13 protein-coding genes are annotated in these 15,686 nt (G+C 68.0%); 9 read left to right on the top strand and 4 right to left on the bottom strand.

What is annotated here, in order from left to right; translation table 11 throughout:
* The first annotated feature begins 61 nt into the window (after positions 1-61).
* From H4W26_RS04480 to H4W26_RS04475, 3 genes are all read left to right on the top strand, one after another.
* Positions 62-2,299 carry a polyribonucleotide nucleotidyltransferase gene (locus tag H4W26_RS04480; protein ID WP_192590927.1) on the top strand — a complete coding sequence of 746 codons (2,238 nt, stop codon included), beginning with the start codon at positions 62-64 and terminating at the stop codon, positions 2,297-2,299.
* Between the two features lie 246 nt (positions 2,300-2,545).
* Entirely contained in the window at positions 2,546-2,770 is a 225-nt protein-coding gene (locus tag H4W26_RS13985) for a low temperature requirement protein A (protein WP_318779767.1), read from the top strand.
* Positions 2,737-3,717, top strand: coding sequence for a low temperature requirement protein A (locus H4W26_RS04475; protein ID WP_318779766.1), 981 nt, complete (start codon positions 2,737-2,739; stop codon positions 3,715-3,717). Before H4W26_RS13985 ends, H4W26_RS04475 begins: the two co-directional genes overlap by 34 nt.
* A gap of 60 nt (positions 3,718-3,777) precedes the next feature.
* Here H4W26_RS04475 and H4W26_RS04470 read toward each other — a convergent pair whose 3' ends face one another.
* A complete protein-coding gene (locus H4W26_RS04470; RefSeq protein ID WP_192590926.1) occupies positions 3,778-5,058 on the bottom strand; it encodes an MFS transporter in 1,281 nt (426 codons plus the stop codon).
* Positions 5,059-5,405: 347 nt separating this feature from the next.
* Between H4W26_RS04470 and H4W26_RS04465 the strand changes: the two genes are divergently transcribed.
* From H4W26_RS04465 to H4W26_RS04445, 5 genes are all read left to right on the top strand, one after another.
* The gene (locus H4W26_RS04465) at positions 5,406-6,797 is read left to right on the top strand and encodes an MBL fold metallo-hydrolase (RefSeq protein WP_192590925.1); all 1,392 of its coding nucleotides are present in this window, start codon (positions 5,406-5,408) and stop codon (positions 6,795-6,797) included.
* Positions 6,798-6,872: 75 nt separating this feature from the next.
* Complete coding sequence (locus H4W26_RS04460) at positions 6,873-7,556, top strand: rhodanese-like domain-containing protein (protein WP_225939595.1); 684 nt, start codon at positions 6,873-6,875, stop codon at positions 7,554-7,556.
* Positions 7,553-8,395 carry a sulfite exporter TauE/SafE family protein gene (locus tag H4W26_RS04455; protein WP_192590924.1) on the top strand — a complete coding sequence of 281 codons (843 nt, stop codon included), beginning with the start codon at positions 7,553-7,555 and terminating at the stop codon, positions 8,393-8,395. The genes H4W26_RS04460 and H4W26_RS04455 overlap by 4 nt, the downstream gene beginning before the upstream one ends.
* 33 nt (positions 8,396-8,428) lie before the next feature.
* The gene (locus H4W26_RS04450) at positions 8,429-8,707 is read left to right on the top strand and encodes a metal-sensitive transcriptional regulator (protein WP_192590923.1); all 279 of its coding nucleotides are present in this window, start codon (positions 8,429-8,431) and stop codon (positions 8,705-8,707) included.
* Positions 8,708-8,738: 31 nt separating this feature from the next.
* The gene (locus H4W26_RS04445) at positions 8,739-9,677 is read left to right on the top strand and encodes a ribokinase (protein WP_192590922.1); all 939 of its coding nucleotides are present in this window, start codon (positions 8,739-8,741) and stop codon (positions 9,675-9,677) included.
* Between the two features lie 16 nt (positions 9,678-9,693).
* Here H4W26_RS04445 and H4W26_RS04440 read toward each other — a convergent pair whose 3' ends face one another.
* From H4W26_RS04440 to H4W26_RS04430, 3 genes are all read right to left on the bottom strand, one after another.
* A complete protein-coding gene (locus tag H4W26_RS04440) occupies positions 9,694-11,316 on the bottom strand; it encodes an FAD-dependent oxidoreductase (RefSeq protein ID WP_192590921.1) in 1,623 nt (540 codons plus the stop codon).
* A gap of 123 nt (positions 11,317-11,439) precedes the next feature.
* Positions 11,440-13,635, bottom strand: a complete 2,196-nt coding sequence (locus H4W26_RS04435; RefSeq protein ID WP_378625962.1) for a RecQ family ATP-dependent DNA helicase — start codon at positions 13,633-13,635, stop codon at positions 11,440-11,442.
* 42 nt (positions 13,636-13,677) lie between these two features.
* The gene (locus H4W26_RS04430) at positions 13,678-14,046 is read right to left on the bottom strand and encodes an HNH endonuclease (RefSeq protein ID WP_192590920.1); all 369 of its coding nucleotides are present in this window, start codon (positions 14,044-14,046) and stop codon (positions 13,678-13,680) included.
* A gap of 122 nt (positions 14,047-14,168) precedes the next feature.
* Here H4W26_RS04430 and H4W26_RS04425 point away from each other — a divergent pair, with 122 nt between their 5' ends.
* Positions 14,169-15,686 (top strand): TIGR01777 family oxidoreductase, encoded by a 1,518-nt coding sequence (locus H4W26_RS04425; RefSeq protein WP_192590919.1) that lies wholly within the window; start codon positions 14,169-14,171, stop codon positions 15,684-15,686.

The raw sequence follows: 15,686 nt of genomic DNA, 5'->3' as shown, positions 1-15,686 counted from the left end.
CAGATCCTTCTCTCTCACTGGCGCGCCAGTAATGCAAGACAACTGAGAGGAGACACCTGTTATGCAGGGTCCCGAGATTCACACCACCGAAGCCGTCATTGACAACGGCTCATTCGGTACACGCACCATTTCCTTCGAGACCGGCCGCCTCGCCAAGCAGGCCGCCGGTTCCGTCCTGGTCACCATGGACGACGACACGAGCCTGCTCTCGGCCACCTCGGTGGGCAAGTCCCCCCGTGAGGGCTTCGACTTCTTCCCGCTGACGGTGGACGTTGAAGAGCGCATGTACGCCGCAGGTCGCATCCCCGGCAGCTTCTTCCGTCGCGAGGGTCGCCCCTCCACCGACGCGATCCTGGCCTGCCGCCTGATCGACCGCCCGCTGCGCCCCGCCTTCAAGAAGGGCATCCGCAACGAGGTCCAGGTCGTCGAGACCGTGCTCTCGATCAACCCGGATGACCTCTACGACGTGGTGGCCATCAACGCCGCCTCGATGTCCACCCAGCTCTCCGGTCTGCCGTTCTCCGGCCCGATCGGTGCAGTCCGCGTGGCACTCGTCGAGGGTGCCAACGGCGCCCAGTGGGTGGCCTTCCCGAAGCACTCCCAGCTGGAGAACGCTGTCTTCGACATGGTCGTCGCAGGTCGAGTCGTCGACGGCGACATCGCTGTGCTGATGGTCGAAGCCGAAGCCACCGATGACTCCTGGAAGCTCATCATGGAGCAGGGCAAGACCGCTCCGACCGAGGACATCGTCGCCGAAGGCCTCGAGGCTGCCAAGCCGTTCATCAAGGTCCTCTGCGATGCCCAGGCTGATCTGGCAGCACGCGCCGCCAAGCCCGAGATCGACATCCCCACCTTCGTGGACTACGAGGATGACGTTCTCGCCGCTGTGGAGGCTTCCGCCTCCGAGCGCCTGAGCAAGGTGTACCAGATCGCCGACAAGCAGGAGCGCGACACCGCGGACTCCGAGCTGAAGGCCGAGGTCCGCGAGGAGCTCGCCGGCGAGGGCAAGGAATTCGAAGGCCGCGGCGGCGAAGTCGCCAAGGCCATCGGCGCGGTGACCAAGCAGGTCATCCGCCAGCGCATCCTGCGCGATCAGGTGCGCATCGACGGACGCGGTCTGACGGACATCCGCCAGCTCACCGCCGAGGTCGAGGTTCTTCCCCGCGTGCACGGTTCGGCGATCTTCGAGCGCGGCGAGACCCAGATCATGGGTGTCACCACGCTGAACATGCTCAAGCTTGAGCAGAACATCGACAGCCTGTCGCCGGTGAAGACCAAGCGCTACATGCACAACTACAACTTCCCGCCCTATTCGGTGGGTGAGACCGGCCGCGTGGGTTCGCCCAAGCGCCGCGAAATCGGTCACGGTGCACTCGCTGAGCGCGCCATGGTTCCGGTGCTGCCCTCCCGCGAGGAGTTCCCCTACGCGATCCGCCAGGTCTCCGAGGCGCTGGGCTCCAACGGCTCCACCTCGATGGGCTCGGTCTGCGCCTCGACGCTGTCGATGCTCAACGCCGGCGTTCCGCTGAAGGCCCCTGTGGCAGGCATCGCCATGGGCCTGGTCTCCGACCAGGTCGACGGCGAGACCCGCTACGCCGCACTGACCGACATCCTCGGCGCCGAAGATGCCTTCGGCGACATGGACTTCAAGGTCGCCGGCACCTCCGAGTTCGTCACAGCCATCCAGCTGGACACGAAGCTCGACGGCATCCCGGCTTCGGTGCTCTCCGCAGCGCTGAAGCAGGCCCGCGAGGCTCGCCTGCACATCCTGAGCGTCATGGCAGCTGCCATCGACTCTCCGGATGAGATGTCAGAGTTCGCACCGCGCATCATCTCGGTGATGGTCCCCGTGGACAAGATCGGCGAGGTCATCGGCCCGAAGGGCAAGATGATCAACCAGATCCAGGAGGACACCGGCACCGACATCTCGATCGAAGATGACGGCACCGTCCTGATCGGCGCGACCAACGGCGAGGCTGCAGAAGCAGCACGCGCCGCGGTCAACGCGATCGCCAACCCGCAGGTCCCTGAGATCGGCGAGCGGTACCTGGGCACCGTGGTCAAGCTGACCACGTTCGGCGCGTTCATCTCGCTGACCCCGGGCAAGGATGGCCTGCTGCACATCTCCGAGCTGCGCAAGCTCAACGAGGGCAAGCGCGTGGACGACGTCGAAGACGTCGTCAGCGTCGGCCAGCGCATCCAGGTCGAGATCTCCAAGGTCGATGACCGCGGAAAGCTCAGCCTCGCCCCCGTGGTCGAGGGCGACGGTTCCTCGAACACCGAGGACGACGACGCGTGATCAGCTCCTGCTGAACGGCTTCAGCTGAACAGCCCCGGCTGAGCAGCTTGAGCCGCACAACGGCCGGTGAGGTTTCCCTTCGGGGGGCCTCACCGGCCGTTTTTGCGTGCCCTGACCTGTGTGCCGCGCCATTGTGGCCGAGTCCCCACCGCGGCTACTCTGGCGCCGAGCAGCTGCCGCGCCGCCGTCGTCGGCGCTGTTGCCCGGCCCCTCGACCCGCCCCTTCGACACCAAGGGATCAGCGCGATGACCACTGTGCACGCTCGGCTGGGCTTGAGGCGCATGCGCCCGCGGGACCCGCAGGAGGAGCACCGTGCGGCCTCCCCGTTGGAGCTCTTCTTCGACCTCGTGTTCGTCGTCGCTGTCTCGCAGGCCGCTGTCGAGCTGCACCACGCCGAGTCTGCGGGGCACATTGCCAGCGGAGTCGGCGCGTACCCATGGTGTTCTTCGCGATCTGGTGGGCATGGATGAACTTCACCTGGTTCGCCACATCCTTCGGCACGGAGGACTGGCTCTACCGGATCCTGACTTTCTTCCAGATGGGCGGTGTGCTGGTGCTCGCCGCCGGTGTGAACCCCGCGGTGACCGAGACGGACTACCGCCTGGCCACGCTGGGGTACGTGATCATGCGCCTCGCAGTCGTCGCGCAGTGGCTGCGTGCGGCGCAGGCAGATGCGCGGCTGCGCGGCACGGCGCTGAGGTATGCGGCGGGAATCTCCGTGGTGCAGCTGCTGTGGGTGGGACGGCTGCTGCTCCCCGAGCAGTGGTCCGTGCCAGGGTTCCTGCTGCTGGTGCTCGCCGAAATCTCAGTGCCGATCTGGGCGGAGCGATCCCGCCCCACGCCCTGGCATCCGCACCACATCGCCGAACGCTACGGGCTGTTCACCATCATCTTGCTCGGGGAATCGATCCTCGCCTCCGCCAATGCTGTGATCGACGCTGCAGAAGATGCCGAGCGCCTCGGTGCACTGATCACGATCGCCGTCTGCGGGCTCATCCTCGCCTCCGGGATGTGGTGGATCTACTTCGCGCGCAGCCATCACGAGAAGTTCGATCGACTTCGGAACTCGCTGATCTTCGGGTACGCCCACTACGCGATCTTCGCCGCGGCCGGGACGTTCTCCGCCGGGATCGAGGTCGCGATCGACCTCGACTTGGGCGCCACCAGCCTCAGTCCCGAGGCGGCCGCGGCCACGCTGACGGTCCCGGTGGCGGTCTTCATCCTGGGGATCTGGTTCCTCACGCTCAAGGAATCCCTCACCCGGGCCAAGAACGTGCTCATCCCAGCCCTCGCCGTGGGGATCGCGCTCAGCGCGCTGGCCCCGCAGAGTCTGGTCCTCACGGCCGCCGGTGTCATCGCACTGGTGGTCGTGCTGGAGCTGCGCAGACCACCGGTTGTGGACTCACTGGCGGAGTGACGCTGGTTGGTGCTGGCCTGACGACCGGGAGGCAGATCAGCACCGCGAGCCGGGCCGAGATCAGCCCTCGGATCCCTCCCGGGAGTAGTCCCGGCTGTTGCTCACGCCCAGCGCGTTGCCGACGGCCGCGAGGATGATCAGCAGCGCCGCCACCAGCGGAACGATCGCGGAGATCTGCGTGCCGAAGTTCTCGGCGATGAACCCGGTGATCGCCGTGGAGGAGGACTGGCCGATCACGATCGCCGTGGTGAGCATGGACATCACCGTGGCGGAGCGTCCATGCGGGCTGCGCTCGGCCACCAGGCTGAACTGCGTGACCAGGGTCGGGCCGATGCCCACGCCCATCACCAGCAGCACCAGGATCAGCACCGGCAGCACAGAGGCGAACTGCAGCCCGATGGTGCCCAGCAGCAGCACCCCGCCGAAGCTCAGCCAGCGCGCCTCGAGGCTGAAGCTCGCGGGGAACAGGGCCGCCGCCAGCGCGAAGATCGCAGAGCCCACACCCATGGCGCCATAGACCAGGCCCGCGCGCTCGGCGAAGCCCAGATCGGCCATGAACGAGGTCAGCACGGTCAGCGTGGAGCCGAAGATCAGACCGATGCCCAGGGCGCCGGCCAGCAGCACCAGCAGTCGCGGCGCGAAGAGCTCGCCCACCGGGGCGGGTTCGCGGTGGGTCGCGGTGTTCTTGGGCACGACGTCGGCGGTGGGGTGCATCGCGAAGGCGAGCAGGAAGACCAGGGTGAGCACGGCCGCGCCGATGATCGGCGCCGCGCCGCCCAGGGTGGCCGCAAGCAGGCCCACGATCACGGGGCCGAAGACGAAGGTGATCTCATCGGCAGCTGACTCATAGGCCATCGTCGAGTTCATCGTCTTTTGCTGCCGGGCCGCGGGGAGCTTCCGGAAGATGACGCCCACCAGGCGGCTGCGCGACATCGGCGGAACCTGCGGTGCGGTGGCGCCCACCAGGAAGGCGGAGACCAGCACCGCCCAGGTGCCCAGCGGGCTGTAGACCACCCAAGCCAGGGCGAAGAGCGAGAGGCTGCTGGCAAGACCAGCGATCAGCAGCACCGGGCGCTGGCCCCACCGGTCCGCGCCGGCGCCGATGAGCGGCCCGAAGATCGCCGTGCCCAGGCCCACCATCGCGGAGGTGACACCGCCCAGGGTCAGCGAGTCCCGCGCCGCGACCACCAGGGTGAGCACCCCGACCACCATCATGGCGTAGGGGAAGCGGGCCAGCAGCGCCACGGGGAAGTAGGCGGGGCCGACGGCGCCGCGCAGCGTCGGAGTCGTGGTGTGGCTCGGAGCCTCGCTGGGCGCGAAGTCGGGCTGGGTCGCGGGCATGGTGATAGGTCCTTTGGTGTCGGCTCTGTCTTACTCAGTGCCGCCTTGGCCGCTGCGGCGGGAATGCCGCGCAGGCCAGGTAGATACACACGATTGCTGCTCGCGTCCGCACACAGGTCGCCGGGCGGGCGCGCTGGGGGAGGGCAGATTGTCCACCCTACCGGCTCGCGTTTCAGCAGTGTTAACGCGGCCTCTCAGAGCGGTATTCGCGGCAGCACGTGGCGACCCCGAATGGAGCAGCTCACTCATCTTTTTCCGTCGAACTTGTATACCCCCGGGGGTATGTGCGACAGTAGTTCATATACCCCATGGGGTATCCAACGACTGTCAAGGAAGGGAGCGATCTCATGCTTCTGGAACGGATCTACGACGAGGACCTGGCCCAGGCCAGCTACTTCATCGGCTGCCAGGCCACCGGCGAAGGCATGGTCATCGACGCCCGCCGCGACGTCGGCGAGTACTTCGACCTCGCCGCGAACCACGGGATGCGCATCACCAAGGTCGCCGAGACCCACATCCACGCGGACTACCTCTCCGGCACCCGCGAGCTCGCGGCCGCCGCAGACGCCGAGGCCTTCATCTCCGGCGAGGGTGGCGAGGACTGGCAGTACGGCTTCGACGCCACCCGACTCCAGCACGGAGACGTGATCACCCTGGGCAACATCCGTGTGGAGGCCCGCCATACTCCCGGCCACACCCCGGAGCACCTGATCTTCCTGGTCACCGACGGCGCCTTCAGCGATGATCCCGGCTACATGATCTCCGGAGACTTCGTCTTCGCCGGAGACCTCGGCCGCCCGGACCTCCTCGATGAGGCCGCCGGGGGAGTCGACACCCGCTTCGAGGGAGCCAGGCAGCTCTACCGCAGCCTGAAGAACGAGTTCCTCGCCCTGCCCGACCACATCCTGGTCTACCCCGGCCACGGCGCAGGCAGCGCCTGCGGCAAGGCCCTGGGCGCGCTGCCGGCCACCACGGTCGGCTACGAGCGGACCAACGCCTGGTGGTCCAAGCATCTGGCCAACGATGACGAGCAGGGCTTCATCGACGAGCTCCTCGACGGGCAGCCCGACGCCCACGCCTACTTCGGGCGGATGAAGCGCGAGAACAAGGACGGCCCCGCCGTGCTGGGCCCGCTGTCTCCGCTTCAGGCCTTCACCTCGGACCAGGTGCGCAGCGCCCTGGAAGAGGACCGAGCGATCTTCGTGGACACCCGCGCCAACGCCGAGGTCAAACAGGGAACCGTCATCGGTGCCCTGAACATCCCCGCCGGCGGCAAGTTCGCCAGCTTCGGCGCCTGGGCCTACGACCCGGAGACCGAGACCCAGCCGCTGATCCTCCTGGCTGAGGATCAGGACCAGGCTGAGATCATGCGCGCTCACCTCATGAGGGTCGGCATCGACCGGGTGAAGGGCTACACGATCAGCCTCGCCGATCTCCCCACAACCCAGCCGGCCACCATCACCCCTGAGGAGCTTCAGGACTTCGAGCCCGCGCTGCTGCTGGATGTGCGCAACAAGTCCGAGCACGCTGCGGGCCACATCCCCGGCTCTCAGCAGCTCAGCGCCGGGCGGGTGCTCTGGCACCAGGACCAGCTGCCGGGCAGCGGGCCTATCGTGACCTACTGCCAGTCCGGGGTCCGGAACTCCGTGGCCGCCAGTGCGCTGCGCAGAGAAGGCCACGATGTCCGTGAGCTGGTCGGCAGCTATGCCGGCTGGTCCGAGTGGAAGCAGTCCCGCTGAACCGGTGGAACTGAGATCAATACCGGCGTCAGCAGCGCCAGCACCCCGTACTTCTTGAAAGGAACACCCAGCCCTATGGCGAACACCACCACCACGACGACGGCGCCCGCCGCCCCGATGAGCCCGACCGAACTCGCCGAGAAGCTCCAGTCACAGCGGGCCCCGCTGCTCGTGGACGTGCGTACACCCGCGGAACATGAATCGCTGCGAGTCCCGGGCTCGCACAACGTGCCGCTGGACCTGCTGCAGAAGCACAAGGAGACTCTGGCCGAGCAGTTCACCGGAGACATCGTGCTGATCTGCCAGACCGGCAACCGCGCCAACCAGGCCCTGCAGCACTTGCGCGCTGCAGGAGTGGACTCGGCGCGAGTGCTTGACGGCGGCGTCGTCGCGCTCGAAGCCTCGCATCAGCAGCACACCCAGCGGGGCAGACAGCGCTGGGCCATGGACCGGCAGGTGCGCATGGTGGCGGGCTCCCTGGTGCTCACCGGATTCGTCGGCAGCAAGCTGATCTCACCGAAGGTGGGATACCTCGCTGGCGCGATCGGCGCGGGGCTGACCTTCTCGGCGCTGACCGATTCCTGCGCCATGGCCGCGGCGCTGAACAAGATGCCGTGGAACAAGGTCGAGGCGGACCCGAGCGTGGAGAAGCTGCTCGCCGAGATTCCGCGCTCGACACAGATCCAAGACCAGCGCGAAGCACAGAACGAGCGGGCAGCGGATGCCCAGCGGGCCTCTCGGGTGCGGTCGCGGCCATGAGCAGCGGGCTGATCCTCGCGATGGTTCTCGCCGTCGGGATCGGGCTCTCACTGGGCCTGCTCGGCGGCGGGGGCACCATCCTGGCCGTCCCGCTGCTGACCTACGTAGCGGGCTTCCCGCCCAAGGAGGCCATCGCCGCGTCGATGTTCATCATCGGGGTGACCTCCCTGGTGAGCGTGATCCCTCATGCCAGGCGCGGGAACGTGCAGTGGCGGACCGGATTCATCTTCGGCGCCGCCGCGATGGCCGGGGCGTTCGGCGGCGGACTACTGGGGGCTCAGCTTCCCAGCGTTGTGCTCATGGTGGCCTTCGGGATCATGATGGTCGCCACCGCGCTAGCCATGATCATGGACCGCCGGCCGCAGACCAGCGGCGAGGCCCGGAAGAAGCTGCCGTTGGTCAAGATCCTCGCCGAGGGACTCGTCGTCGGACTGGTCACAGGCATGGTCGGCGCCGGCGGCGGATTCCTCGTGGTCCCCGCCCTGGTGCTGCTCGGCGGGCTGTCCATGCCGGCAGCGGTGGGGACCTCGCTGCTGATCATCTCGATGAAGTCCTTCACCGGGCTGGCCGGGTACATGACTGAAGTGAGCATCGACTGGGTGCCGGTGTTGATGATCACCATCATCACAGTGGTGGGCGCGCTGATCGGCACGGCCTTCGGCAAGCATGTCCCCGAGAAGGCGCTCAAGAAGGTCTTCGGCTACCTGGTGCTGATCATGGGAATCGTCGTCTTCTTCCAAGAGTTGCCCCTGGTCTACGGGGTGGCCGCAGCCGTGCTGGTCCTCACGCTGCTGGGGACCTTGGTGTTGAGGCGGCGCCGGCAACTGCTGGCATCATAGAGACATAACAGTGCGAGAAGCAGGGAGAGCACCATGAGAGAAGCCGATCCAGAGACCCAGCGCAAGATCGTGAACCGGCTCAAGCGAGCCCGCGGTCAGCTGGACTCGGTGATCAACGCGGTCGAGAACGGCGGCAGCTGCCGTGACGTGGTCACCCAGCTCTCCGCGGTGTCCACCGCGCTGGACCGGGCCGGCTTCAGCGTGGTCTCCTCCGCGATGCAGTTCTGCATCACCGATCCCGAAGCCGCTGCGGAGACCGAGGACGGACTGACCGTGGAAGAGCTCGAGAAGCTGTTCCTCTCACTGTCCTGATCCGCTCGACCACCGTCAAAGGAGATCGCGCGTGACACTACTGGTCGTGGGATCCGTGAACCGAGACATCACCGCACAGCTGACCGAGTTCCCCCAGCCAGGGGAGACCGTGCTGGCCCATGCAGCGGAGACGGCCACCGGCGGCAAGTCCGCCAACCAGGCGGTGGCGGCCGCGCTGGTCGGTGCGGAATCTCATCTGGTCGCCCGCTGTGGCGCCGATGCCGCCGGTACCGAGGCTGTGGCCTCGCTGTTGGAGGCCGGTGTCCAGGCCGAAGCGGTCACACCGGGACGCGGAGCGCAGGGGACGGCTTTCATCACGGTGCGCGCGGACGGGGAGAACACGATCGTCGTGGTCCCCGGCGCGAACGCGGAGCTCAGCGCCGACGACTGCCCGCCGGCGCTGCTGGACCAGGCCGAATGGGTGCTGCTGAGCCTGGAGGTTCCGCTGGAGGCGGTCCTGGAGACTGCCGCCCGGGCGCACGCCACCGGGACGAAAGTGGCCCTGAACGCCTCACCGCTGCCGACCGAGGCCGTGGATCTGCGGAACGTGGACATGGTCATCGTCAACGAGGGGGAGGCGCAGCACCTGCTGGAGCGCGCGGCCCAAGTCGGCGGTGGGCATCGGGCCGAGCATCCGGCTGAGAGTCGGACCGATTATTCAGAGCCCGCGCGCTCAGGCTTAGCTGACCCGGCGGCCCAGCTCGGCGTCGAGACGCTCATCGTCACCCGCGGTGGGGAGGGCGCGTTGCTGCACCGCAGCGGGCAGCCGGCCGTCGATGTCCCCGGGGTGCCGGTGAAGGCCGTGGATACCAGTGGTTGCGGAGATGCCTTCGCGGGCGCACTGGTGGGACGCCTCACCTGCGGAGACAGCCTGGAGACGGCAGCGGCCACCGCCTCGCGATTCGCGGCAGACGCGGCGACCCGCTTCGGCGCGCAGAGCTCCTACCCGCGGGACTTCTCCGTCCGCTAGCGGCCCTGAAGAGACGTCACAGCCTCGACAGGTTCGTGACGGCGGGCCCTTCCAGCAGTTCGCCGTCCGCAGCGAATCGAGAACCATGCAGCGGGCAGTCCCAGGACAGCGCGGCGTCGTTCCACTTCAGGACCCCGCCCAGGTGGGGGCAGATCGCGGAGACCTTGCAGGTCTCGCCCTCCACCGTGGAGACCGCCACCGGCTTGCCGTGCTCCCGGCCCACTGCGCCCTCACCCTCGGCGGGTGCTTCCTTGGGCAGGGCGTGAACCTCCGCCGCGGCCCAGCCGGCGACCATGGTAGCGCCGACCTCAGCGTTGTCCTTGAGTCCGGTGAGCACATCTGACGGCGAGGTCATCCGCGCCCCGAGCGTCTCGGCCCAGGCCATATGCCCGCCGAGGATCTGCGCGGAGATCGCTAGGGCGGCAGCCACGGCATTGGACATGCCCCATTTGTTGTATCCCGTGGCCAGGTAGATCTTCCCGCCCCCGCGGGGCAGCTTCCCGAAGAACGGCACGTACTGGGAGGTGCGGTAATCCTGAGCGGACCAGACGTGGGTCCGTTCTGCGCCGGGGAAGTGCTCCTGCGCCCAGTCCTCGAGGTCCTGCACGGCGGCGGCCTCGGACGGGGAGCGGCCCACCACGTGGTCATTGCCGCCGATCAGCAGCAGCTCCTCGCCATTGACGGGCACCGTGCGCAGGGTCCGCCCCGGTGAATCCGCGCTGAGGTACATCCCCTCCGGGATGCTCGCGGGGGAGCCCGGCACCCGGTAGGTCATCGCGTAGGAGCGGTTCGGCTTGAGCTTGGCGAAGTATCCGCCGCGATCCAGCACGGGCACACCAGTGGCCAGCATCAGTCGAGACGCCGTGACGCTGCCCTGACTGGTCTCCACGGTCAGCGGCGCTGAATCTATGAGCGGTGAACCCTCGGTGTCATCATCGGTCGAGCTTCGTGCCGCATCTTCCTCGGTGTCACGCCAGGAGCCGTCACCGGAGCTCGCGCCGGTGACCCGCACACCCTCGATCAGCTCACCGCCGCGATGACGCAGCTCCGCGGCAAGCGCTCCGAGGACCTCCATGGGGTGGAACTGGATCTGGTCCTTCAGCGCGATCGCCCCGCTGACCGGGAACGGAAGATCGGTCCTCTCGGTCCATTCCACCGGCAGGCCCGCGTTCTGGCAGGCCGCGAGCTCCTCCCGCAGCGAGGAGAGTCCAGATCCGGTGGCCGCATAGGTATAGGCGGTGCGCCGCTGATACGGGACGCCGTGTTCCTCCAGGTAGCGGACCAGCCAGGACTGCCCCTCCTGGTTGCCGTCCACATAGGCCTGCAGGATCTCGTCGGAGTGGTGCTTCCGGATGCTGGAGAGATTGGTGCCCTGCAGCAGGGACAGCTTCGCCGTGGTGTTGCCGGTGGCGACGACGCCGACCGAGCGGGCCTCCAGGACTGCCACCTTGTGCCCTGACCTTGCGAGAAGCACCGCCGTGGTGAGACCGGTCAGTCCCGCGCCGGCCACCACGGTGTCGTAATGGGCGCCCTCGGTGAAGGTATCCGTGGGAATCGACTCGGGGGTGTGGGTGTCCAACCAGAGGGAACGATGAGTATCGGCCGGCTCGTAAGTGGAGTGCGTCGTCTGGGAGTTCATCGTGACGGATCGTCCTTCCTCAGGATGTTGCGAGTCGTGAGAACTGTGCGGCTTCGTTCCTCATCCTGGGGGCTGGAGCTGGGAGTATCCAGCATTGGCGCCCATGGGTGCCGGTCAGCGCACCTATCCGCGCATCCCCAGCGTGAAGGGAAGCACCTGTGCAGCACCGGCGCCGCGCAGCTCTCGCGCCGCCACAGTGAGCGTCCAGCGGGAGACCACCTCGTCATCGACCAGCAGCACCGAGGCGCCCTCGATCCGGCCGGCAAGTTCTGAAGAGACCCCGAACTTTCCCAGCAGGCCGGCCAGGCGGAAGGCGCTGTTGGTGTCCGGGGTGCTGGTGGGACCGCCGTCGGCCCATTCCAGCGCGCCGGCATAGGGCAGCTGCCCGACCCGCGCCAGGGACTGGGCCAGCGAGTCCACGAGCACCGGATGCTGCCGTGAAGGCATGGACACGACGACGTCGGGGCGCCGCGCCCATCCCCATTCGGCGAGCACCCGGATCGCTCCGCGCACCAGCTGCTCGCTGACCTCGGCGTCTTCACCCTGCAGGGCCTCGCGCACGGGGGTGCCCCAGCCGAGATCGCTCAGCCGGGCCAGCGCTCGTCCGGGCTCGGCCAGCGCTTCGGTGGGAAGCTTGCCCTTGAGCGAGAGGCCCAGCGCGCCCAGACCGGTGGGCCATTGCTTGCGCGGAGCGATCTCCAGTCCGACCCGATCCAGGCTGGCCTTGGCCTCCGCCAGGGCGGGCTGGGAGACGTCCTGCGGGAACCAGGGTTCTGCGCAGGTGTCACAGCGGCCGCAGGGCTGGGCGGCGTCGTCGTCGAGGGCGTGGGCCAGGAAGACCATCCGGCACTGTCCCTGGGGGAGACGCTCGTAATCGAGCATGAGCTGCTGCTCGGCGCGGCGCATCGCCAGAATGGTGTCATAGCGCTCGGCGTCATAGGTCCAGGGCACCCCGGTGGAGAGCCAGCCACCCGAGACGCGGCGGACGCTGCCGTCGACCTCGAGGACCTTGAGCAGCAGCTCGAGCGGGGAGCGGCGGATCTCCACCATGGCCTCGAGCTTCGCCACGGAGAGCGTGGTCTCCGGGGAGAGGGCATTCAGCACGGCGTCGGCGCGTTCCTGGGTGGGCATGGAGGCCTGGGCGAAGTACTCCCAGATGCGGACGTCCTCCTTGCCCGGCATGAGCAGCACGTCGGCGCTGTCCACGGCGCGGCCCGCACGGCCGATCTGCTGGTAGTAGGAGACCGGGGAGGAGGGGGCGCCGAGATGGACCACGAACCCGAGGTCGGGCTTGTCGAAGCCCATGCCCAGCGCGCTGGTGGCGATCAGGGCCTTGACCGTGTTGTCCTTCAGCGCCTGCTCCAGCTGCTGGCGCTCGTCCGGGTCGGTCTGGCCCGTATAGGCGGCAACCTTGTAGCCATGCGCGTTCAGGTGCGCGGCGAGGTCGGTGGCCTGGGAGATGGTCAGCGCATAGACGATTCCGCTTCCGGTGAGGTCCTCTAGGTGCTGGGTCAGCCAGGCGATGCGCTGCTCGGAATCCGGGAGCGAGAGGACGCCCAGGCGCAGCGACTCGCGGCTGAGCGTGCCGCGCAGGACGAGGACCTCTTTGTCCGCATGGTCGCCGACATGACCGGCTTCACCTGCGGGGGTCAGCTGGGCGGCGATGTCATCGACCACCCGCGAGTTCGCCGTGGCAGTGGTGGCCAGCACGGGGACCTCGGTGGGGAGGTTGCGCACGATCTCCGCGATGCGCCGGTAGTCGGGCCGGAAGTCGTGCCCCCAGTCGGAGATGCAGTGCGCCTCATCCACCACGAGCATGCCCATGCGCTGCAGCAGCCCGGGCAGCACCTCGTCGCGGAAGCGGGGATTGGCGAGGCGTTCGGGGGAGATCAGCAGCACGTCGAGCTCGTCATTGCGCAGGGACTCCATGATGGTGTCCCATTCATGGGCGTTGGCGGAGCTGACCGCCTGGGCGCGCACTCCGGCGCGGGTGGCGGCGGCGATCTGATCACGCATCAGCGCGATCAGCGGGGAGACGATCAGGCTGACGCCGCGGCCGCGACTGCGCAGCAGGTGCGCGGCGAGGAAGTAGACCGCAGACTTGCCCCAGCCCGTCTTCTGCACCACCAGCACCCGGCGTCGTTGCTGGACCAGCGCGGAGATCGCCTCGAACTGACCCTGCCGGAAGTCCACCTCGGATCCGGCAAGGGCGGCCAGGCGCTCGCGAGCCTCTGCGTGGAAGGCCGGGTCCTGTTCGACCAGGTGTGCCTCGACATCGGAGGGTGAAAGGTTGGCTGCGTCCGTGCTGGATGTGCTCACACGTTTACTCTGTCACAGCCCTCGGACACGAGCGGAGGTCACTCAGGCCGAGGATTCCGGGACAGGCTCGCTCGCCCGCAGTTCCCGGGTGACTTCGACCCACCGCCGCAGGAACGCCGGCTCGTCGAGTCGCCGTCGTCGCATCCAAGACGTGACCTCTGCATTGGACTTGCTGGCGTTGCAGGATCCGCAGGCGGGTACAACGTTGTCGATCGTGTAGCGGCCGCCCCGGGAGATGGGGGAGACGCAGTCCTTCTGCAGCGCGGCGCCGTCGGCCCCGCAATAGGCGCAGCAGGCCCATGCCTCCAGGATGCTGAACCACTGGTCCGCGGTCAGGTCGCTTCCGGAGGCCGCGACGCGCTTGGTCCGCTTCCGCGCGGCGCGGGCGCGACGGGAAGTGGCAGCAGGCATGGGCTGAGGTTAGCACCGGGCCAGTCACGACCGTGGAGGACCCGCGCACCTCCCAGCCGCTGGTGAGCACTGCCTGGTAGCGTTCCGGCTAAGCTGCCGCGCTGAGTCGACCAGGAGGCATTATGCCGATCTTCGAGTACGAGACCCACCTGCCCTTTTCCCGCGAAGATGTCTTCGACTGGTACTCCCGCCCAGGCGCCCTGGTGCGACTGCATCCGCCCTTCGCCGGACGGGTGATCGAGGAGCCGAGCAACGGCCTGAAGGACGGCTCCGAGTCGGTGCTCGGGATCAACCTGCCCAGCATCTTCGGCACCACGCTGGCCGCCGTCGCCGATATCGCCGGATCCGCAACTCCACTGCCGGTGCGCGGCTACACCAAATGGCGCGCGCGGCACACAGATTTCAGGCCCGGACGGGGTTTCGCCGATGAGATGATCTCCGGCCCGGCCAAGTCCTGGCGGCACGACCGCAGCTTCGAGGACGACGGCACCAGCATGGTGCTGCGCGAGAAGGTCACCTACGAGCTCCCGGTGGTCGGCAAGCTCCCCTCCGCGGTGCAGAAGCTGGTGTCGCGTCAATTCGAGGCGGAGCTGACCCGCATCTTCGCGTTCCGCGGCCGGCAGAGCAGCGACGACCTGGCCTTCCATCAGGCCCACGGCCGGCTTGCCTCCCAGCTGGCGCTGGATCCGCACCACGTGCCCGGGGCGGCACCGGTGAAGGTGGTCGCGGTCAGCGGAGCCACCGGACTGATCGGGCGGCAGGTCTGCGCGCTGCTCGGCGGCGCGGGCATCGAGGTCCGCCGCATGGTCCGCGGATCCGCCGATCCCCAGGCCGGCGAGATCGCCTGGGATCCCGACGCCGGAACCCTGGACCCGGAATCCCTGCGCGAGGTGGACGCGGTCATCCACCTGGCCGGACACCCGCTGGCCTCCCGCTTCACCGAGGAGCACAAGAAGAAGGTCCTGGACTCCCGCGTGGAGGGCACCGCGCTGATCGCCACCACCCTGGCCAGCCTGGAATCCGCCGACCAGCGTGGCCGAGTGCTCATCAGCGGTTCAGCCATCGGCTACTACGGCGCGACGCCGGCCGACCGCTCCGGCATCTCAGGCCCGCTGACCGAGGACTCACCTGCCGGCTCCGACTTCCTCGCCGAGGTCTGCGAGAAGTGGGAGGAGAGCACCGCACCGGCGAAGAACGCCGGAGTGCGCACCGCGATGATCCGCACCGGAATCGTGCAGACTCCTGCCGGTGGCGCTCTCTCCCAGCTGCTGCCGCTCTACACGGTGGGCGCGGGCGGGCCGCTGGGGGACAAGGAATGGCAGAGCTGGATCAGCATCGATGACATCGCCGCGATGATCGTGCACCTGGTGTTCAACCCCGAGGCCGAAGGCCCGGTCAACGGCGTCGGCCCGGAACCGGTCACGGCCAAGCAGTACTCGAAGATCCTCGCCTCGGTCATGCGCCGCCCGTCCGCGATCCCGGTGCCCGCCTTCGGTCCGAAGCTGGTGCTCGGCGAACAGGGCGCCAAGGAGATCGTCGGCGCGGATCAGCAGGTCAGTGCCGAGAAGGCGCAGACCCTGGGCTACGCGTTCCGTCACCACACGCTGAAAGAGGCCCTGGAACACGTGCTGGGCAGTTGA

It is taken from the genome of Nesterenkonia halotolerans (genome assembly GCF_014874065.1).
In the GTDB taxonomy this organism is placed as follows: Bacteria; Actinomycetota; Actinomycetes; order Actinomycetales; family Micrococcaceae; genus Nesterenkonia; species Nesterenkonia halotolerans.
Note: the sequence above shows the minus strand (reverse complement) of the source record. Positions and strands in the feature narration are given on the sequence as shown.